At 47.0% G+C, this 20,835-nt stretch carries 19 protein-coding genes and 2 tRNA genes; 20 read left to right on the top strand and 1 reads right to left on the bottom strand.

Translation table 11 applies throughout. The features are described from left to right. The first annotated feature begins 1 nt into the window (after position 1). The 14 genes from WC598_RS00105 (at position 2) to WC598_RS00040 (ending at position 11,267) form a co-directional block, all read left to right on the top strand. The gene (locus tag WC598_RS00105) at positions 2-313 is read left to right on the top strand and encodes a DUF2551 domain-containing protein (RefSeq protein ID WP_372959425.1); all 312 of its coding nucleotides are present in this window, start codon (positions 2-4) and stop codon (positions 311-313) included. Between the two features lie 340 nt (positions 314-653). Beyond that, positions 654-1,061 carry an archease gene (locus tag WC598_RS00100; RefSeq protein WP_372959424.1) on the top strand — a complete coding sequence of 136 codons (408 nt, stop codon included), beginning with the start codon at positions 654-656 and terminating at the stop codon, positions 1,059-1,061. A gap of 21 nt (positions 1,062-1,082) precedes the next feature. Further along, on the top strand, positions 1,083-2,516 hold the full coding sequence (locus tag WC598_RS00095) for an RtcB family protein (RefSeq protein ID WP_372959423.1): 1,434 nt from the start codon (positions 1,083-1,085) through the stop codon (positions 2,514-2,516). Between the two features lie 8 nt (positions 2,517-2,524). Then, on the top strand, positions 2,525-3,088 hold the full coding sequence (locus tag WC598_RS00090) for a hypothetical protein (RefSeq protein WP_372959422.1): 564 nt from the start codon (positions 2,525-2,527) through the stop codon (positions 3,086-3,088). A gap of 112 nt (positions 3,089-3,200) precedes the next feature. Then, positions 3,201-3,623, top strand: coding sequence for a DUF2111 domain-containing protein (locus WC598_RS00085; protein WP_372959421.1), 423 nt, complete (start codon positions 3,201-3,203; stop codon positions 3,621-3,623). A gap of 5 nt (positions 3,624-3,628) precedes the next feature. Continuing rightward, positions 3,629-4,609 carry a biotin--[acetyl-CoA-carboxylase] ligase gene (locus tag WC598_RS00080; protein ID WP_372959420.1) on the top strand — a complete coding sequence of 327 codons (981 nt, stop codon included), beginning with the start codon at positions 3,629-3,631 and terminating at the stop codon, positions 4,607-4,609. A gap of 48 nt (positions 4,610-4,657) precedes the next feature. Further along, on the top strand, positions 4,658-5,167 hold the full coding sequence (locus tag WC598_RS00075) for a biotin transporter BioY (protein WP_372959419.1): 510 nt from the start codon (positions 4,658-4,660) through the stop codon (positions 5,165-5,167). Further along, positions 5,164-5,835 carry an ATP-binding cassette domain-containing protein gene (locus tag WC598_RS00070; protein ID WP_372959418.1) on the top strand — a complete coding sequence of 224 codons (672 nt, stop codon included), beginning with the start codon at positions 5,164-5,166 and terminating at the stop codon, positions 5,833-5,835. Before WC598_RS00075 ends, WC598_RS00070 begins: the two co-directional genes overlap by 4 nt. Beyond that, on the top strand, positions 5,832-6,524 hold the full coding sequence (locus WC598_RS00065; RefSeq protein ID WP_372959417.1) for an ATP-binding cassette domain-containing protein: 693 nt from the start codon (positions 5,832-5,834) through the stop codon (positions 6,522-6,524). The genes WC598_RS00070 and WC598_RS00065 overlap by 4 nt, the downstream gene beginning before the upstream one ends. Then, complete coding sequence (locus tag WC598_RS00060) at positions 6,512-7,165, top strand: hypothetical protein (RefSeq protein ID WP_372959416.1); 654 nt, start codon at positions 6,512-6,514, stop codon at positions 7,163-7,165. The genes WC598_RS00065 and WC598_RS00060 overlap by 13 nt, the downstream gene beginning before the upstream one ends. A gap of 49 nt (positions 7,166-7,214) precedes the next feature. After that, positions 7,215-8,957, top strand: a complete 1,743-nt coding sequence (locus WC598_RS00055) for a pyruvate/oxaloacetate carboxyltransferase (RefSeq protein ID WP_372959415.1) — start codon at positions 7,215-7,217, stop codon at positions 8,955-8,957. Continuing rightward, a complete protein-coding gene (locus tag WC598_RS00050) occupies positions 8,954-10,429 on the top strand; it encodes an acetyl-CoA carboxylase biotin carboxylase subunit (protein WP_372959414.1) in 1,476 nt (491 codons plus the stop codon). The genes WC598_RS00055 and WC598_RS00050 overlap by 4 nt, the downstream gene beginning before the upstream one ends. Before the next feature lie 71 nt (positions 10,430-10,500). Next, positions 10,501-10,613, top strand: a tRNA-Met gene (locus tag WC598_RS00045). A gap of 153 nt (positions 10,614-10,766) precedes the next feature. Next, positions 10,767-11,267, top strand: coding sequence for a DUF350 domain-containing protein (locus tag WC598_RS00040; protein WP_372959413.1), 501 nt, complete (start codon positions 10,767-10,769; stop codon positions 11,265-11,267). A gap of 10 nt (positions 11,268-11,277) precedes the next feature. Here the strand turns inward: WC598_RS00040 and mmp10 are convergent, their stop codons facing one another. Beyond that, positions 11,278-12,519 (bottom strand): methyl coenzyme M reductase-arginine methyltransferase Mmp10, encoded by a 1,242-nt coding sequence (mmp10, locus tag WC598_RS00035; RefSeq protein ID WP_372959412.1) that lies wholly within the window; start codon positions 12,517-12,519, stop codon positions 11,278-11,280. 636 nt (positions 12,520-13,155) lie between these two features. On the opposite strand from mmp10, the gene WC598_RS00030 reads away from it, so the two are divergent. The 6 genes from WC598_RS00030 to WC598_RS00005 all read left to right on the top strand — a co-directional run bounded on the left by WC598_RS00030 (position 13,156) and on the right by WC598_RS00005 (position 20,559). Continuing rightward, positions 13,156-13,228: transfer RNA gene (locus WC598_RS00030), tRNA-Thr, on the top strand. A gap of 387 nt (positions 13,229-13,615) precedes the next feature. Next, on the top strand, positions 13,616-15,406 hold the full coding sequence (locus WC598_RS00025; protein ID WP_372959411.1) for an ABC transporter ATP-binding protein: 1,791 nt from the start codon (positions 13,616-13,618) through the stop codon (positions 15,404-15,406). 167 nt (positions 15,407-15,573) lie between these two features. Continuing rightward, positions 15,574-16,338 carry an SGNH/GDSL hydrolase family protein gene (locus WC598_RS00020; protein ID WP_372959410.1) on the top strand — a complete coding sequence of 255 codons (765 nt, stop codon included), beginning with the start codon at positions 15,574-15,576 and terminating at the stop codon, positions 16,336-16,338. Between the two features lie 189 nt (positions 16,339-16,527). Then, the gene (locus WC598_RS00015) at positions 16,528-17,547 is read left to right on the top strand and encodes a Gfo/Idh/MocA family protein (RefSeq protein ID WP_372959409.1); all 1,020 of its coding nucleotides are present in this window, start codon (positions 16,528-16,530) and stop codon (positions 17,545-17,547) included. Positions 17,548-17,559: 12 nt separating this feature from the next. Continuing rightward, positions 17,560-18,534: a Gfo/Idh/MocA family oxidoreductase gene (locus tag WC598_RS00010; protein WP_372959408.1), complete on the top strand. Its 975-nt coding sequence runs from the start codon at positions 17,560-17,562 to the stop codon at positions 18,532-18,534. Positions 18,535-18,684: 150 nt separating this feature from the next. Continuing rightward, positions 18,685-20,559, top strand: coding sequence for a hypothetical protein (locus WC598_RS00005; RefSeq protein WP_372959407.1), 1,875 nt, complete (start codon positions 18,685-18,687; stop codon positions 20,557-20,559). Positions 20,560-20,835 lie beyond the last annotated feature (276 nt).

Genomic DNA, 20,835 nt, shown 5'->3' with positions numbered 1-20,835 from the left:
TATGAGATCTCCATCAGAGATCAAGCGGATAATTGAGAGCCGGCTCAGGTCTTACCTTTCCAAGGATAAGACCGGGATACGACGCGAAGTGCTCCGGCTCTTTCTTCGATCACAATCCATCACTATTGCAGAGCTCGTAGCTGAGCTCCAGAAACAGTTTTCAGTCACATTCCATGCTATTGCGTCGATGGTGGGAATAATCGCCTCACGGATCGGTATCCTGAGGGCGACAAGGAACGATGACGGGCAAAATACGTACGAACTCAAACCAAAATATTTTGATATTGTCATACGGATTGTCGGGGTAAACTGAAATACCCCCATCCATAACGGTTTTTAGAGCCAAGGGCTTATAGTATGAGCATTATGTATACGAATCCCCATGACAACGCAGGTATACGCGATGTCACGATTGTTCCTGAAGTCATTGAATATATCAATAAAAGAGACTGTGATTTCCGGATCTGCACTTCCTGCGGAGGTCCGATATTACTCCCGGTTCAGGTAAAACCCCCCAAGAAATCAGATCTCCTTTTACAGGCCGGGGATCACACGGTATATGTTTCCATTCACCAGGCTCGCTTTCTTCACAGCATACGGATGGACATGATTCCGTTTTTTGATGAATCTGAAATGACCGGGCACGAGTACGGATGAGTTACGAAGAGATTTCCCATACAGCAGACGTCAAAATACGCGCACGGGCAAAAACGCTCGAATCACTTTTTTCCGATGCCTTTGATGCTCTCATGCACGTTGTGTACGGAAAGAACCGCTCCGGCAAACAACAAATGATAATTGAGGTTCATGCATCAGATCCAGAATCGCTTCTTGCCGATTTCCTGAGTGAAGTTCTCTTTGTATCCGAAGTTGAGGGACGGGTTTTTGCCCATGCTGACATCACGATTGAGGGTACGGATCTATCTGCGGTTCTTTTTTGGGAACCATTTGACCCGGCACGCCATGCTGAAGGTACCGAAGTAAAGGGGATTTCTTATTCGGGCCTCTCGATACGGGAGGACACGAATGGATATATACTGGACATCCTATTTGATGTATAAAACGAGTCTTGAGACCCTGCCATGATTGAAGGAGTGAAACAAACCGGAAAACTGGAATGGGAAGTGCCCGTAGGTTTTGTACCTGGCATGCGTGTACCGGGCAGGTTCTTCCTTTCAGAATCCCTGGGAAAGACCCTCGAAGAGGGAGCCGTCCAGCAGCTTGCAAATGTTGCTACACTGCCCGGCATTATTAAAAATTCCCTTGCCATGCCCGATATCCACTGGGGATATGGTTTTCCGATTGGGGGTGTTGGAGCATTCTCTCTTGAGGATGGCATAATCTCCCCCGGGGGCGTTGGTTTCGATATAAACTGCGGGGTCCGGTTACTCACCACGCCACTGGAATACAAGGATGTGACCGGCCGTCGTGACCTTATTGACGAACTTTTCCGGGGGGTTCCTACCGGGGTTGGTGCCAAAAGTCCCCAGAAGGGATCCGCGAAGTCCCTTGATGGGATGATGAACAAGGGAGCCCGCTGGGCGGTTGAGGCCGGGTATGGTGTCGAGAGAGACTTGGCCCGGTGCGAAGAGAAGGGCTGCATGAAAGAGGCGGATGCGGGGGCCGTCTCTGAAAAAGCAAAGCAGCGGGGGGTTCCCCAGGGCGGGACGCTCGGTTCAGGGAACCATTTCCTGGAAATTCAGGTAGTATCAGAGATCTATAATCCTGAGGTTGCAAAAGCATTCGGGATCAGCACCGGCCAGGTCTGCTGCATGATCCATTGCGGTTCACGGGGACTGGGTCACCAGACCTGTACTGATCACCTGAAAGTTCTGGAATCCGCAACAAAACGATACAACATCTCCCTTCCCGACCGGCAGCTAGCCTGTGCCCCCCTTGCCTCCCCGGAGGGTAAAGCGTATTTCGGCGCTATGGCCGCCGCAGCAAATTATGCCTGGGCAAACCGTCAGATAATTACCCACACAACCCGCCAGATCCTTGCAAAGATGTTCAGGATAGACTATGAGGAAATGGCTCTTGTATACGATGTCGCGCATAACGTTGCGAAGATCGAAGAGCATGTAATTGACGCAAAGAGACAGAGCGTCTGTGTCCATCGAAAGGGAGCTACCCGCGCATTTGGCCCGGGATCCCCCGATCTTCCCGGTGACCTCTCGAACCTTGGACAGCCGGTGATCATCCCCGGTAGTATGGGAACGTCGTCTTTTGTTCTCTGCGGTACGGAAACTGCCATGGAAAAAACGTTCGGCAGTACCTGTCATGGGGCGGGAAGGGTCATGAGCCGGACTCAGGCAAAAAAAAGGATGAGCGGGAAAGAGGTGACCGATCTGCTGGCAGAAAAAGGAATTATCGTCAAAGCTCCAAACGATAATGCAATAGCGGATGAAGCTCCGGATGTCTATAAACCCAGTGATGAGGTTGTACAGGTTGTTCACGACCTCGATATCTCCCGGCTCGTTGCAAGGCTTACTCCCATAGGTGTGATCAAAGGATGAACTGTCGGGTGGGATTCGTCTGGGAAACAAAACAGCATTTCAACCGGTATATCGAAGATTCCGGCCTCACCAGCGATCTGATCACGCCATACATGCTTGCAGCCCCTTATTTCAGGGGGACATATAATTGCATCATCATTCCCACGGGATTTGCCAATCCTGCGTACTCGAACCTCCTTCCGGCACTCCGTGCATCCTCGTCACGCCTGCAAAAATTTGTTGAAACAGGGGGAAACCTGGTGGTTTTTGGTGCCGCTATGGATAAGCCGGACTCGTATGACTGGCTTCCATTTCCCTTGACGTACCAGCATGAATGCCGGCAACGAAGTATCGCTTGTGTTCCCGGATCCCGGGCGGGATCCATCATTGAGGATTATGATGCCGCGCATATCGAATGTGACGGAACCTTTCCCGTTCATGGAGCAGACTGCATAGGGCGTGCCGACAGGGATGATGTCATTATTGAAAAGCAATACGGAAAAGGGAACATTATTGTCACTACGGTCCATGAATACCCGTCACGGGCGTTTTTAATCAATTTCTGCCAATCCGGGATCCCCACGCTATTCTGATCCAGAAAAAGGTTATACTCCCAATAAATGGAGAGAAGAACCGGAGATTAAGAATTTATCCGGGACACAATCTTCATCTAGATAGAGGATGACCAGACTATGAGGTAAACCAATGCACCGTTATACATTATCCTGCAGTGCAGAGGCAGGCGACCTTGAACCCATAGTCCTTGCAGTTCACGAGCTGATCCACCGGCTTCCCGTCACAGCAAAATCCCGGGACCGTGATGGGATCCGGGTTGAGGATGGACAGGTCATTGACCGGCATTATAACGGCCCGATACTGCTGGAAGCAATAGCAAAAAACCAGCTCATCCAGACCACTCCCACAAGCGGCCCGTATAAAGGAGTCCCGGTGACAGTCACCCCTTTGCGGGATTGTGATGGAAGCGCAATCGGGGCATTCGGGATTGTTGACATTACCGGAATTTTTGATCTCGCTACCCTCATGGAACACCAGTCGGCAATCCTCAAGCAGGTATGTGGCAAAGATCCCTGCCCGCTCCCCTCAGAAAAAATAGAGTCCAAACGGTGATACCCTTGCCAGATTCTGCATTTAAAGTCCTTGAAATCCTCGAGCGTTCCAAAATACCCATCTCCGGAGAAACAATCAGCACCGAACTTGGTGTCACAAGGTCCGCAGTCTGGAAACAGATCAATGAGCTGCGAACAATGGGATATGATATTACCTCGTCCCAGAAGGAGGGTTACACGCTGACTCATGCAAGTAACAAACTGCTTCCCTATGAGGTCCATAAAAAACTCCGGACACAGTTCATTGGGAAAAAGATGCGGTACCTCGACAGCACACCTTCAACAATTGGCGTTGGAAAACAACTGTGCTCTGAAGGGAATATTGACAAGATACATGGAACAGTGATAATCGCTGAGGAGCAGACCGGCGGGGTTGGCCGGATGGGCAGGGCTTGGGTTTCTCCCAGGGGTGGCATCTGGATCACCATTGTTCTGAAACCTCATATCCCCGTTGATCATATCTTTATGATCACGATGGCGGGATCTATCGCTGTTGCCCGGGCCATCCGGAAGGAGCTTGATGTTGGTGCCCTCATAAAGTGGCCGAACGACATATTCATCGGGAATAAGAAAGTTGCGGGGCTCTCGCTCGAGCTTGCCGCAGAGGCAGATGCGGTCCACTACTGTCTCCTGAGTTTTGGCATTGATGCCAATGTGCCTGTCAGCAATTTTTCCCCGCAACTCCAGAAAGACATTACATCACTTCAGGCTGAACTTGGCCACGATGTTGACCGGGCCTCGCTCCTTGCGCGTATCTTAAAAGAATTTGAAAGCCGGTACCTCCTGATTGAAAGCGGGGAGTACAACACGATCATCCAGGAATGGAAGAGTATATCCTGTACACTCGAAAACCAGGTCCAGATCCGGACGCTCAAAAATACTTTTGAAGGGGAAGCTGTTGATATTGATGAATTCGGGGCCTTAATCATCAAAAAACCCAATGGCAATCTCGAACGTGTAATTGCCGGAGACTGTCACCACCAGTGAGAAAAGATATATTTTTATCGTCAACCATCATTTTTTTTATGGTTGACGATGTTTGGTGACCTCCAAAAATCCCGGGTTATTGCCTATTCAGCGGCATTTCTTGGACTCATTACTCTGGGAAGCTGGATCTCCATCCCGTTTTTCCCGGTACCTTTTACCCTCCAGACATTGTTTATTCTCCTCTCCGGGGCAGTTTTGCGGCGGTATGCCGTCATACCGGTAACGCTTTATATCGGTCTCGGCCTTCTGGGCCTTCCGGTCTTCCACAACGGTATGGCGGGTCTCGGTGTTCTCCTCGGTCCAACAGGGGGATACCTCATCGGGTTCATCTTTGCAGCAATTATCGCCGGCCTTGCATACGAAAGTCCGAACAAGTACGTCAGAATCAGTGGACTGACCGCGGCCACAGCAGCGATCTATGTCGCGGGTATTGCATGGCTGATGTATTCCCTTGGGTGCAGTTTCCCTGTTGCATTTTTTACCGGAGTACTGCCGTTTATCCTTGGGGACATCATCAAAGCATCAGCAGCATACCTGATAGCGGAACGAATCTCATGATAACGTTCGATAACATTCGCTGTAAAAACCTCTCGATAGATTCCCTTGCAATTCCCAAAGGGGTAACTTCCGTTATCGGACCAAACGGAAGCGGTAAAACAACTCTCCTGAAAATGTGCACGGGTATTCACCTGCCGGATGCCGGGACCATACAGATCGATGGTGCTTTTCCAAGGGATACGGAAACCGGCTGGGTCAATGAATTTCCCGATCGGAACATCCTTTTCAATCATGTTTCGGATGAGATATCTTCAGCACTCCGGTTCCGGCATGTCCCGTGCAATGAAATGGATGCACGGGTTACTGCCCAGATGGAGGTTATGGGAATACTGCCGCTGAAGAATCGGCTCATGCGCGAACTTTCCGGGGGAGAAAAAATACTTGTTGCCATTGGAGCAGCGCTGATTCATCATCCCCGGGTGCTTGTTCTGGACGAATATGATTCCCACCTGGACGCAAAAAAAGTAGGGGAACTGGAGAATGTTATCCGGAAGAGCAGCGTGCCGTATGTTATACGGTGCACCCAGCAGATGGAAACGGCTGCGCTTGGGGATTATATTGTGTTTGTCGAAGACGGCTGCATCAGATATTTCGGTACACCGGAGTCTGTCTTTTCCGTGTTGAAAAATACCCCGTTTTACCCATTCTCCTGGAAGATCCCGCAATGAAAATCATTCTTGACGACATAGAACTGACACGGGACACCTGGTCTCTTTCAGCAGCAGGAGAAATCGGTCCGGGAATTCACCTTCTCACTGGTGGAGTGGGTTGTGGGAAGTCCACGCTTGCCCTGATGTTGGCCGGGTATTTTTCTCCTTCATCGGGAACGATCGTAAAAGAGGGAATTACTTCTACGATGATTTCGTTCCAGTTTCCCGAATACCACATCACCGGAAACACCCTTGCTGATGAGTGCCACTCATGGGGTCTCGATCCTCGGGTGATCCTCTCCCGGGAACATATTTCCCGGATGCAGGATGCAAGTCCGCTCACTCTGAGCCGTGGCGAACTGAAACGGTTCCACCTGGCATGTCTTCTCGAAAAAAACTACGATCTGCTTATACTCGATGAGCCGTTCAGTTCCCTGGATTGTTGCGAGAAAGAGCGGTTTTGCCGTATTTTATCAGGGCGAAATCAGGGTATTACTTTCATCCTGACTCATGAACAGTCATTCTTTCCCCGCGTCGATTTTCTCTGGGAGATACGCGGGGGTTGCCTTATCTGCCTTGGCAGGACACCGGGCGCAATAACGCGGTGGGAGCATGCGCCCCCGGTCATAAAAAAACTCGTGGGATCCGGGCGGGCACCGGTCAATCTCTCATCAGAAGATCTTTTGGAGGCCGCATGCAGGACGTGAGGATTCGGATCGGGGCAGCAGCAGTTCTTTCGATCATTGCATTTTTCAGTGTTTTTGGTGCTCTTGCAGTAATGATCTGGTGGCTCATTTTTACCCCGCGTCTTACCCTCATAAAAAAAATCCGGACCACGTATCCGGTTTTTTGCCTGATTGTGTTCTTCAGTCTTGTTCTCGAGATTACGGGGGGAGAGGGAGTCTCCTATTTTGTACGGATGAGTGTCATTGTTCTTATCGGGATGTGGATACTCTATGAACAACAGCCGGGAGAGATCCTGAATCTGTGTGTCTGGCTTTTTGGGAACAGGGCCGGATTTGAAATCGGACTGATGGCAGAGATGGGCATGCAGTCAACGGAACTTCTTCTCTCCGATCTCGATCGCATTCGCATTGCAGGAAAACTCAAGGGAATAACATGGAATTATAAAAGCCTCGTTCCCACAGGTTTACTCCTTGTTCATGGAGCAATGAACCGGGCAGAGGATACTTCCGAACTCCTTGCCGTGAGGGGTTTTTCCAAAGGGGGGACGCTCTGCCCGGTATTTGTAACCCCGCTGCGCGACATCATAACCGGAATAAGTGTTGTCAGCCTGGGGATTCTTGTACTTGTTCACGTTAGTGAATTTTTTATACTTTACCGATGAAGTTTTGAGAGGCTTATTGTGATCCTACGGAAGCCCCGAGGTTTCCATTATGCGCACTGCCTCTCCTCATAAAGTTCAGATTACCGATACAACACTCCGGGATGCCCATCAATCCCTTATCGCAACACGGCTGCGAACTGAGGATATGATCCCTCTCGCACGGGAAATAGACCATTGTGGTTTCTTTTCTGTTGAAGCATGGGGCGGTGCTACCTTTGACACCTGCATACGTTTTCTCAATGACGATCCCTGGGATCGGCTTCGTGCACTCAAGGGAGAACTGAAACATACCCCTATCCAGATGCTGCTCCGCGGTCAGAACCTTGTAGGGTACCGGCACTATCCGGATGATGTTGTCGATAAATTTATCGAAGCATCCTGCCGGAACGGTGTTGATATTTTCCGGGTTTTCGATGCCCTGAACGATATCCGGAACATGAAACGATCCATGGAGCAGGTCAAAGCTGCCGGGGCCCATCTCCAGAGTACTATCTCCTACACCACGAGCCCGGTCCACAGCACCGGGTTATTTATCGAAATGGCAAAGGAGCTCTATAGCCTTGACTGCGATTCGATCTGCATCAAGGATATGGCTGGCCTGATCATGCCTGAGGCAACACGGGAACTTATCACCGGCATCAAAGATGCCGTCGATGTCAAGGTCTGTCTCCACAGCCACTCCACGAGCGGGATTGCTCCCATGAGTTACCAGGCTGCAATCGAAGCGGGTGTCGATATTCTTGATACCGCCATGTCGCCATTCTCCATGGGGACTTCCCAACCCCCTACAGAAAGCATTGTTGCATCCCTTATCGGGACGCCGCGGGATACCGGTATTGATCTTCTCCGGCTGAGGGCCGTTCGAAATGCCTGCATGCAGATCCGGGAAAAATATGCAGGACTGGTGAGCTCGATTTCCGAGCGTGTGGACAGCGATGTTCTCATTTACCAGCTCCCGGGGGGAATGATCTCCAATACGGTTTCGCAGCTGCAGGAGCAGGATGCCCTGAACCGGTGGGATGACGTTCTCGCGGAGATTCCGCGGGTCCGCAAAGATCTCGGGTATCCCCCCCTGGTCACACCCACCAGCCAGATTGTCGGGACGCAGGCCGTTCTCAACGTGCTGGTGAAAGGTGAGCGCTACTGTAATGTCACAAAAGAAGTCAAAGATTATGTCCGTGGCCTGTACGGGAAATCACCGGCACCGGTAAGTGACGAGATCCGTCATCTCATCATCGGCGACGAGAAGGTCATTACGGTTCGCCCGGCCGACCTGCTTGAACCTTCCTATGACCGGATGAAAAGCGAGGCACTCGCAGCCGGCCTCATAAAGAAGGAGGAAGATGTCCTCACGTACATCATTTACCCGGCAATTGCCCCTTCATTCCTCAAAGGAGAGCGGATCACAGAAGAGATCCCAAAGAAGCAGTCCCTGGTAAAAACTCCGGCAGATGTCCCCAGCCAGATGGAAGTAGAAGTGGATGGGGATGTCTTTTCCGTCAGGATCGTGTCCGTGGGCGGAAGTCAGGTTGGTGCAAACAGTGTTCCAGTACCCCAGAAGGCACCCCGGGGAGAAGTTGCGGGGGGAATCAAGAGCAACATGCAGGGTATGGTACTCCAGGTACTGGTAAACAGGGGTGCATCCGTCAAGAAAGGGGATACGCTGGTTGTCCTTGAAGCCATGAAGATGGAGAACCCGATCCATTGTCCGGCTGATGGCAAAGTCTCGGAGATCTTTGTTGATGCCGGCGATGTTGTCCAGAACGGCGATGTCCTGCTGGTGGTGCAATGAAATATTTTGAAAAACTCTTGATCGCAAACCGCGGAGAGATTGCTATCCGTATCATGCGGGCCTGCCGCGAACTGGATATCGAAACGGTAGCAATCTTTTCCGATGCGGATAAAAATGCTCTCCATGTCAAATATGCTGATGAAGCCTTCCATGTCGGAGAATCCCACCCCTCCAAAAGTTATCTCAATATGGAGCGTATTCTCGATATCGTGCGGAAAAGCGGAGCTGAAGCGGTTCACCCGGGGTATGGGTTTCTGGCAGAAAACTACCGGTTTGCGAAGAGGTGCCTTGACGAGAACGTTATCTTTGTCGGACCCCAGTGGAAGACCATCCAAGCCATGGGATCCAAGATTGGCAGCAAACAGATGATGAATGAAGCCGGCGTCCCGGTTCTTCCGGGAACGGACGGGGGAATCAAAAGCATTGATGATGCAAAAAAAGTGGCCGATCAGATTGGCTACCCGGTTATTGTCAAAGCGAGTGCCGGCGGGGGAGGAATCGGCATGCAGATCGTCAATGATGAGGCCGCCCTCGAAGAGGCGATCACGGCCAGTATGCGCATCGCACAGTCTGCATTTGGCGACGCTACCGTTTTTATTGAAAAATACCTGGTGAAACCCCGTCATATCGAGTTTCAGGTTCTTGCCGATGAACATGGTAATGCAGTACACCTGTATGACCGGGAATGTTCCATCCAGCGGCGTCACCAGAAACTTATTGAAGAGGCCCCGTCGCCAATCATGACGGAGGAGCTGCGCGATCGGATGTCGGCATCCGCCCTCAAAGTCGCTGAAGCCTCGCATTACAGCAATGCCGGTTCCGTGGAATTCCTGTACAGCCAGGGGAATTATTATTTCATGGAAATGAATACCCGGCTCCAGGTTGAACATACCATAACGGAAATTATTACGGGTGTAGATCTTGTCAAACAACAGATCGCCATTGCTGCCGGTGAGACCCTTCCTTTTGAACAGAAAGATCTTACGATCCGGGGTCATGCAATAGAATGCCGGATTAATGCTGAAGATCCCCAGAATAATTTTGCTGCTGACCCCGGGAAGATCACCCGGTACCGGTCGCCGGGAGGGCCGGGCATCCGGGTGGACAGCGGTATCCATATGGGATACACCATTCCCCCCAATTACGATTCCATGATCGCAAAACTCTGCGCATGGGACAGTAACCGGGAGGAAGCAATCAAACGGATGAGACGTGCGATATCCGAATACATCATCCTTGGGATCAAGACAACCCTGCCGCTGCATTATGCTATCATGAATAACCAGCAGTATGTCGAGGGCAATACCCATACCCACTTCCTGCAGGAAGAGCACATTTTAAGCACGCTCGACCGGTACAAACGAGATGAAGAGACTCGTATGCAGACGCTTGCCGGATCTTTTGATCAGGGAAAAAAAGTGGCCGCAATAACCGTCGCGGTCAACCAATATCTGCAACAGAAAAAGGTGTAAAATCATCCGGTAAAAAACGCCGCATGAGAACCTTTAATAGTTTTTACGGCGTTTCTATTATGCACTTTTGTGCTGCGGTGGCCTAGCTGGTTAGGGCGCCAGACTCATAGGGTTCGTTGAACACATCTGAATGTTCAGACTTTGAGACATCTGGAGATCGGGGGATCGTAACCCTCTCGCAGCATTCATCTCTTCAATTCCAGTTTTGTTCTTTTCAGATTCGCAATTTTATGCGCTCCAAATTCCATTCAGGGCACAATTCGCTCAAATTTTTTGGATTTTACATAAAATTTAAGTGAGGCATGATCAAAAACAGATACTGAAATTTGGTGATTGTATGCTGTTAGTAAATGCAGTAATCGGAATTGTACAGTTAGTTATTGCAGTTGTATTTGCTGTGATTGCACTGTATATTGGTTTCTCGGTATTTGGAAAAGTAACCGGAAAAATTGATGAACAGAAAGAACTTGCAAAGGGTAACACTGCATTCGGGATTGTCGTTGCGGCAATTTTCATAGCAATTGCATTAATCGTCCAGTCCGGTGTCTCCGGCATCTCCGTTGGTATCGGCAAGGCCGCATCCGTAGGGCTTACGTCTGTGGACGGAATGACTGCAATCGCTGTTGCAGTCATCCAGCTTATCCTTGGTATCCTTCTTGCAGTCGGGGCGATCTATCTTGCACTCAACATTCTCGACAAACTCACCAAGGGTATTGACGAGTTCGAAGAGCTCAAGAAAGGAAATGTAGCCGTTGCCCTTGAAATGGCCGGCGTAATCATAGCCGTATCATTGATCATCCAGTCAGGTATCGGTGGTATCACCGCTGCCTTAATCTGAAACCTTTTTTTTATTCTCTATCGTAGGGTTGCCCAAACCGGTTTATGGTTTGTATCAGTTCCGCAAAGCCATCCATTTCCATGGCTAGTACTTCATCCCGGGTCATTCCCATACTGGTTTCCGCATCCGCAGTCAGCATCTCCGGCCCCCGGATCCCGATTCGGTGCGTTCCATCCTTGGAGACTAATTCCTGCAATTCGGATTCGTGAACAAATGCCCGCCCGGGAATAATGATCGTTTCGTTTACGAGATTCAAATCCAGGTTGCGGATATCGTCAGCGGTGATCAGACAGGCAATCTCTTTGTGCACAGGAATAACCGAATCTCGTGAGCCACATGCATGAAGTACTCGTTCAATGAAGGGTGCAGCAACACTGCCACTGATAATGGATGCCCGACATTCAACGCGGGGGAGCTTTTTCATCAGGTCTGGTTTCTGCAGGATTGCAAACGGCGATCCTATTTCCGGATCCCACAACGGGGTTCCGGAAATTTTCATCGCGAATTTTCCCTGAATATCGGATATGAGTTTTTTAAAGGATTCCACAGACTGGACCGATTGACCCGGGATGATCGGCCCGTTTCCAAGGATCAAACCCTGTTCCTGTGCATTTGCAAACCGCATCAGGATAATTCCCTTCGCACCACATTCATCGAGCCATGCACAGGTATTCTCCAGAATAATCCCGTCATTAATCCCGGGAAGGACAACCGCTGCTGCATAGACATCAACCGATTCACACAGGCGCTCGATTATTTTCAACGAGACCTCTGGTGTCGGATCATGCATGTACCGTTTTCGGAGTTCAGGGTCGGTGGCAAAGACTGTGAAGGAAATTTCCGAGAGCCCATTATCGATGAGCAGATCGGCAATGGCGGGATCATCCCACCCTTTCCCGCTCGTATATCCAATGTGGAGGGGAGCTTCCATGCTCCCAAGAAGTTCGATGAGTTCGGTAAAACGCGGATAGCAGCTCGGATCGCCGCCACCGCTGATCGTGATGCGATCAAGATTTCCGGTCCGGGACTGGAGATTTGCCAGCGTCTCATCTGCTATTGATTTTAAATCTTTGAATCCGGCATATTCTTCCTTTACTCCCCGGGTGCAGTAGTCACACCCTTTCTTGAACGGAAGACAATACCGGCACCCGAGCGGCTGGACTCCTTTCACATGCTTAAAATAACAGTATTCACAGAAACCGCGGCAGTTGATGCCCGGGCTCCCTCCGATATCCACGGTCAGCTGTGACATTGTTAGTAGTAGGTCTTTTTTTTAGCGTATAAGATATTGCAATTATGGTGCCCCAAAGGTTTTTTGAGAGGATTCATCCACGGATAAAATGGGGGAGAGTTACTCACGTTTAAAAAAGAGATTCGCAAATAATTCCGGAAAAACCGGGGACCTCTGAATCGAAAACGTGGTCGCACAGATCTCAAGAACACCTGATAATGAATAAAATCCATAATCCCCGACGTAAAATTCAGTTCTGGCAATGGATTGCATTCATGGGCAATTTACCCACCTCCATCCCTTAAAGTATGTGGCTGAAACGAGCGGATTGGAACACCACTAAAGGGAAAATTTTCCCCCTCATTTATGAGGCATTTCGAACAATAACTAAAAAATCACGTGATTTATTTGTCCGGTGGACAACAATATCAGAAAAACCGTACCACCAATCCGGCTTCAGATGATCCGGGCTGAAAATGAGCCCGGAGTAACGTATCTTTTTTACCCTGATGGGAAAGACTCTTTTTCCCGAACATCCGACCGACATTTACAGGATTATTGGCTCCGATTGATTGATGGGATGGGATAACATCCCCGCAGGTAGTGTACTCTATTCAACACCACCTTTTTTATCATAAAAATTCTATTGTATATGGCGCCTCAGTGGCTTAGTTGGCAGAGCGGCTGACTTGTAATCAGCAGGTCCCGTGTTCAAATCACGGCTGAGGCTTACCTCTTTTGGTTTCAGGGATCTTTTCTGTGTATCCTTTTCAATTGTACCCGCAGTGATCACCTCCGCAATCTAACAGAGATGCATAATATTCTCGCGAATGGCATGTGAAGGGGAAGCGCATCATTGATTCTACGTTATAGAATTAAACCAGGTCTAATCAAGAGAATGACCAGTACAATTTTTGTCATTATGTGAAGATCCAATATCCAACCGATCAAAAGTGAAAAGAACCCGGATTCATCGTTAGTATCACGGAGGTTCGCCACAACCGGCGAATTCGGGAAATGGGTTGTAGGGATCGGATATCTCCCGGTTTTAGATATGATTAATACTTATCTGACCGTACATTTGGTACCTAATCCGGTTATCTTTTTGGGGTAAAATATGGAACTATCTGAATTAAAATTGATTGGGAAATACACTTTTAAATATAAAAGAATTGTTTTTTTCGTAACCGTTCTAGCAATCATTTGTACTTTTTTTGAGACGATCAATATCGGATTACTTGTCCCCCTGTTGCAATTAATCAATAGTACGGGCACTCCCACGGGAAATCTGTGGGATATCTTAGAGCAATTGTTTTCTCTCCTGCAGATTGAACTGAACTTTGTCAATTTATTGATTTTTCTGGTCATTTTGTTTATTTTTGGTCAGATATTACTTTTTTATAAGAAGAAACTGCAGGTGATGATACGATTCAGGTTTATTGCAGACATTAAAAACAATATTTTTTCAAATGTCCTCAGAGCCGACATATTATACCATGCTTCCCAGAAAGGTGGACAATATATCAATATACTCAATGCTGAATCTGAATCTGCAGGCACTTCGATCTTCCAACTTACAGAACTACTGACAAATACCCTCCTCATTCTCGCGTATGTTGTCATGCTGGTATATATCTCCCCGGAGCTTACGGCCATTTGTTTTGTAATCGGATTGATCAGCTTTATTCTGCTCAACCTGATTCTGGCAAAATCAAAAACTATTGCAGTTGAGGTTGTTGAAGTAAATACCCGGATGAATGAATTCACTTCTGAACGTTTTCATCTGTTAAAACTGATTAAGATTTTTTCAACTGAAAATAATGAAATACAATCTTTTTTCAAGATCACAGATGCCTATGCAAAACAGGGGCGCATATTTCAGACCAACGGGATATTGATAGAATCTGTGTTTCAGGTGATTATGTTCACCCTTGCCGTGGTCATTTTGATAATGGCATCGATGGTATTGAACCTGTCACTTCCCATGATTCTGGTATACATCTTCATTCTCATCCGATTATCCGATCCACTCCGTCAGATAAACCAGAAACGCCATGAACTGGAGGGAAACCTCGCAAGTCTCAAAAAAATTGATCAGATTCTGACGGAATCCCAGGAATCAACAACAATAAAAAGTGGGGAAATCATTTTTCCCGGAATCAAAGAAGAAATCATTCTCGACCAGGTCAGCTTTTCCTATCAGGAGGGCATGAAGACATTACATGCAATTTCTTTGAAAATTAGGAAAAACGAGATGGTGGCACTGGTTGGTGCTTCGGGAGGCGGGAAATCAACCCTCATCAATGTCATCATACGGCTTATTGAACCGAATGAAGGGTCGATAAAAATCGACTCGGTGGATATCAGCAGGTTTGACCTGGCAAGTTATCGCAGGAAAATCGGTTTTGTCAGTCAGGACAGTTACCTGATAAATGAATCAATACTTATGAACATCGCCTATGGTTGTGACAGGATTTCAAGGGACCGGGCGATGGAAGTTGCGAAAATGGTTAATGCACACGAATTTATCACTCAGCTTCCCAGGGGATATGACACAGAAATAGGTGATAACGGGGTCAAACTATCCGGTGGACAAAAACAGAGGCTCTCTCTCGCGAGAGCACTTTACCGGGAACCGGAATTATTAATTCTCGATGAAGCAACCAGTGCTCTTGATTCTGAATCAGAACGGGTTATTCAGGAATCAATCTCTCTGCTCAAACACAGATATACGATTGTTGCAATCGCTCACCGTCTTTCCACGATACGGAATTCAGACAAAATCGTAGTTATTGAAAAAGGATCAATCACTGAATCAGGCTCCCATAATGACCTGTTAAAATTAAATGGAAATTATGCAAAATATTATGCTCTGCAACATGAGAATTCAACTGAAGATAGTCCTTAACAATCGCAGAACAACGAACTGCGGGAGATAACCTAAAGATAAGAAATGAATATAAATTATTCTGTAAAAAGAGAAAAAACTCTTAAAAACCAATATTTATTCAGGAATGCTCAGATACGATCCTTTTGATGCTGACTGGATGATCGATGAATAACATACAAACGAGAATGACAATGAATGCCAAAAAAAACCTTCATGTGCGGATATACAGCGATTCCCTTGCTCTTCCACGGCAGGGATCGGTTGCATTCAGCGAGAGATATATAACGATTTTAAAACAGTGGTGGATACGCCAAAAGGAATATGAGGATATTGAACTCGTGGATCGTTCGATGGGGGGTCAATCGATTGTCACACTTTATGATATGTACCGGCAGGACATTACCTATTTTGGTTCAGAGGGTGATATCCTGATTATTCATACCGGGATTGTCGATTGTGCTCCACGACCGGTTCCCACCAGGATCAGGAATATTATCTCGGGTTTACCAAAATTTCTCAAAGATCCTGCAATACGGTTTTTACATAACCATCGTTCAAAAATCCAGAAATCCGGATTGATGTGGAAGCACGTGAATCCGGAAGAATTTTCTGCGTATTACTCAGCGTTCCTGAAAAATGCGGCGGATAACTTTTCAAGGATTTATTGTATCAGTATTGCCCCTACGAACCCTGCAACTGAATTGCACTCCCCCGGATATTCTGCAAGCGTGGCGGAGTACAATACTATTATAAAAAACTGTATCCTCAATGCAGACAACAAAAATGTGAATTATATCGATATTCACATGGTAATAGTGAATGAGTATTTAAAAATCGATTCATATATTCTTCCCGAGGATGGACATCACTTAACGCCCCTTACGCATCGCCTGATTGCGGATAACATAATCCAGGTGGAACTATCTCACCATTCACAATTGCATCCATAACACCTGCATCAGGTCCAGGGAAAATTCAATGTGCACTTTTTTAACCGGTCAGGTGAATGATAGGAATTCACCTGCCTCTTATCCGGATTATTAAAATAATCACAGTACTTACCTATATGATGGCTGAAAAGGAAACGATCATAACTCAGAGGCAGTAATTATATTTTTGATTGGTTACGGAGGGTAATAATGATGAAGGCAGTGGTAATCGGGGTGGGACGTATGGGAAGGCGTCATGTCCAAGTGGTAATGGACATGGGTATATCTATCGCCGGTGTATGCGATCAGGCCCAGGAATCACTCAATGAGTGCAGGAAGGAGTTCAATCTGTCTCCGGATCAGCTTTTTTGCGATGCCGCAGAAATGCTGAAGGCAACAAAACCGGAATGCGTTATCATTGCTACAACCTCACCCACCCACTGTGAGTATACATGCCTTGCAGCCGAACTCGGTGCAAAATTTATCCTCTGCGAAAAACCCATGGCCGTATCTCTTGAACAATGTGACCGGATGATTGAAACCTGTAAAAAAAATAATGCCACTCTGGCAATTAACCATCAGATGCGATTTATGGAGCAGTATACTGAGCCGAAACAGATGATGCAATCCGAGTCGTATGGGGGATTATCCAGTATTACCGTTGTTGCAGGAAATTTTGGTCTGGCAATGAATGGGACACACTATTTTGAGATGTTTCATTTCATGACAGATGAAGACCCCTTTGAGGTTACGGCATGGTTCTCCAGCGAAAAAGTTCCAAATCCACGAGGGGCTCATTTCGAGGACCGGGCTGGTTCCGTCCGAGTAACAACGCGATCCGGCAAAAGATTTTACCTTGAGGTCAGTGCAGAACAGGGTCATGGAGTAACTGCGATTTATGCCGGGAGAAACGGGCAGGTTTTCATTGATGAACTTCACGGGATCATGCACGCTTGTGTCCGGAAGGCAGAAGACCGGAATCTTCCCACAACCCGTTATGGAACGCTGTCTGACCTGCAGGAAAAGAGTATTCAGCCTGCCGATGCGATATCCCCGACGAAATCCGTATTGAACGCTTTGATTACGAAAAATAACTATCCCTCAGGTGATGATGGACGTCTCGCGGTAGCTACACTTGTTGCTGCATATCACTCACACGAACACGGGCACATTCCGGTAACCGTGGATGATCCAGTGTTGCCATTGGAACAGGTATTCCCATGGGCATAAGGGTGTGAAATAATGTCAGATCATGAGTGCAATGTTGCAATTATTGGTGCAGGGAATATGGCACGGGAACATATCCGTGCGTTCCAGGACATCCCCGGTGTAAATATTACTGGGATCCACAGCAGGACACAATCGAGAGCAAAAGCTCTTGCGGATGAATTTCATATTGATGGGGTCTACGATTCCATCCCGGAGCTCTATAAGAAGACGCACGCGGACCTTGCTGTTGTCACCGTCTTTGAACTGGCAATGAAATCCGTAAGTGTTGCCTGTTTTGAATATCCCTGGACAACACTCCTCGAAAAACCTGCTGGATATACCGTAAAAGACGCAGAAGAAATTCGTACATCCGCACATAAGAATCAGAATAATGCAATAATCGCGTTAAACCGTCGTTTCATGTCCAGCACCCGATCGGTCCAGGATGCTCTTGCCCGTCAGTCCGATATGCGGTTTATAAAAATTCAGGACCAGGAAGACCAGAGCCGGGCAAGAGATGCCGGCCAGCCTTCAGCGGTTGTGGATAACTGGATGTATGCCAACTCGATTCATATTATCGATTATTTCCAGATATTTGGCAGATCGAACGTGACTTGTGTAAAACCGATCGTGCCATGGAATCCCATTCAACCCGGGGTTGTCATTGCATCTCTGGAATATGAGAATGGAGATATTGGATTGTATGAAGGTATCTGGAATGGACCCTCCCCGTGGGGAGTCTGTGTCTCTACCCCAAAAAACCGGTGGGAGCTCCGACCTTTGGAAAAGGCTTCTGTACAGGAAAGAAATTTGCGTGTTGCTGAGATGCTTCCAGTTCACCCATGGGACGAGACATATAAACCCGGGTTCAGGCTGCAGGCAGAACATGCCGTATTACAAGCACTGGGAAAACCATCAGAATCCCCGACACTTGATGATGCCATGATCACGATGAAAATTATTGAAGCAATTTTTACGACCGGGAAAAAGGAAATTGTTCTTTCCTGATTTTCCCAATACCGTTGGATTATCCACTGCCGTACCCTGCAAATGAAGGTTTTGACTAATACCCGTCATTATTAAAAATTTTTGATCCTCCCAACCATTCAGGTTTTTATTCCCCCAAGACAGTAAATATACTATACACTGTGATCTCTGATGGTCAAGCGAAATACAATCCTTTTTGTGGAAAAAGTAAATCTAATAAACCTGTTGTACATCTTCTTTTTTGGCAGATCTTTTCAAAAAATTTTGTTTGTATCACAGAACCGTCTTATTGAAAAAATCCAGCCGGGCATCAACCGGATACTGAATATTCAAAAACTTCAGATGAACAAGGTGCGATATGGGGATATCCCCGGATCTGATTTTGATGTCCGTGAAGAGACGTATCTTCGTTCAGATGATTTTTTTGATCGTTACCAGAATAACATTTTTACAACCATGTGTGTGGATTTTTGTAAAAATCCCCTTTTTGAAGTTGCCGTACGCAAGGAATTCCTTCTCCGGTACACGACTCTGCGAATGAAAACACATGTATTTCTGTTCTATCTATCCGAGCAATGTGATGAGATCACGTTTATTCCCGTTGATAATGAAAATTTTTTCAGCATCCTCTCACAAAAATACCGGCCAAACAAGCCATATTTCATTCCTGTTTTTTTCCAGGTAAAAAACAGCATCTGCAAAACAGTTTCAGATATCCTCTCCTTCATTGCCATACCCCTTGTTGTGAGCGTCCTCGGCCTCTATGTCTTAAAACGGGGAATCACAGTATCCAAACCAGAAAAAAAAATATCTGATTTTGGACTTGATGTCCAGAGTTCCGGTTTGATGAACGACCGTGGGTTACATAGTGATGGGACATTTTTCCTTTATGATGCACATGAATTTCACCCCTCGAAAATACTCCATGTGATTGATGGTCGGATCACGGATAATAATGCCAGGGCAAGTCTGGAAAAATTCGGATCCCCCTATATCGAACTTGGAACATTAAAGGTTCCATTATCCTATGCAGGGAGAAGAATCGGTATCGATTTTATTGTAAAAAATTCATTTTTTGCATTACGATGGATATTTTCCAGAAATAAAAGATCGTCATTCCTTGTTCCTTCATTTATTGTGATGAAAATGACCATGGATGCTGAAATTAACAGTGAATATCTTGATATCCATGTATTCATATCGCGGGATGATTATTCAACCGTACATATTGTCCGGACACTGGTTGCCCGCAAAAACGGTAACCGCACCGTAGGATTCCAGTTTGCAGACTATTCTGATCACGATTTACTCAGCCATATCGTATATGATAAATATGCACTGTGGGGAGAATTCCACAGGGAATTTCACGAAAAAGCCCTGCAATACAGCGAAACGGAAATTATCGGGGCAAATCTCTATGGATCTGATGAGTTGTTCCGCCTAATCAAAACCGGGTACATCCCCCATAAATACGAGGACCTGAAAAAGAACCACAGGATTGTGGCCATTCTTAGTTCCGGTTATCATCCGGAATTATTCCTGACAAAAGAAATTACAATGGAATTTTACAAAACGATACTTGAAAAAACCAGTTCCTATCCGGATGTTATCCGGGTCATCAAAACCAAACGATCCGAATACGTAACACAGGAACTGCGCGATCTCATCAAGGGGTATCAAAATGTTCTGATTGAGGAGGAGTTATCAACGTATAACTTCCTGCCTGTAGCTGATCTCGTGGTATGCATCTGGTCATCATCTATCGGGCTTGAATCTATTATGGCAGGGAAAAAAGTGGTGTATTATGACCGGACAGACAACTGGCGACATCCCTATGCACACTATAATCCCTATCTTGTGGCATTCACTCCGGAAGACATTGACAAAAACCTGGAACGAATTCTGCAGGACCACGAATATCTCAATCCTGCGATCATTGAAAAAATACAAGAATATCATGGGTACAGATTTGACGGAAAGGTCACGGAACGATTCAAGGCAATGTGTCTCCGGGTATTGGAAATAAGAGATATGAATAATAATTAATTTCCACCCCGTTTTTTATTGCGGTATCATGAGGATCCCACGTGACGTTATTGTACGTAAGGAATGTTTGGATAATCTGCATGAACCCTGTCGTATCCACACTCACGGCTCCGGGATTTTTTTTAACCTACATTTCGCAGGACTCCCTCACGAAATAATAATTCCTAAAAGCGGGACCCATGATGTTGAGGATGTCCAGAGTTTCGTCCTCCAGATTCACGATAAACCGTTTGCTTTGAGAATTCACAGATAGAATAACTTCGGCCGGTCTCATAA

It is taken from the genome of Methanoregula sp. (assembly GCF_041645475.1).
In the GTDB taxonomy this organism is placed as follows: domain Archaea; phylum Halobacteriota; class Methanomicrobia; order Methanomicrobiales; family Methanospirillaceae; genus Methanoregula.
The sequence above is the reverse complement of the archived record's forward strand: the minus strand, read 5'-3'. Positions and strand labels throughout refer to the sequence as shown.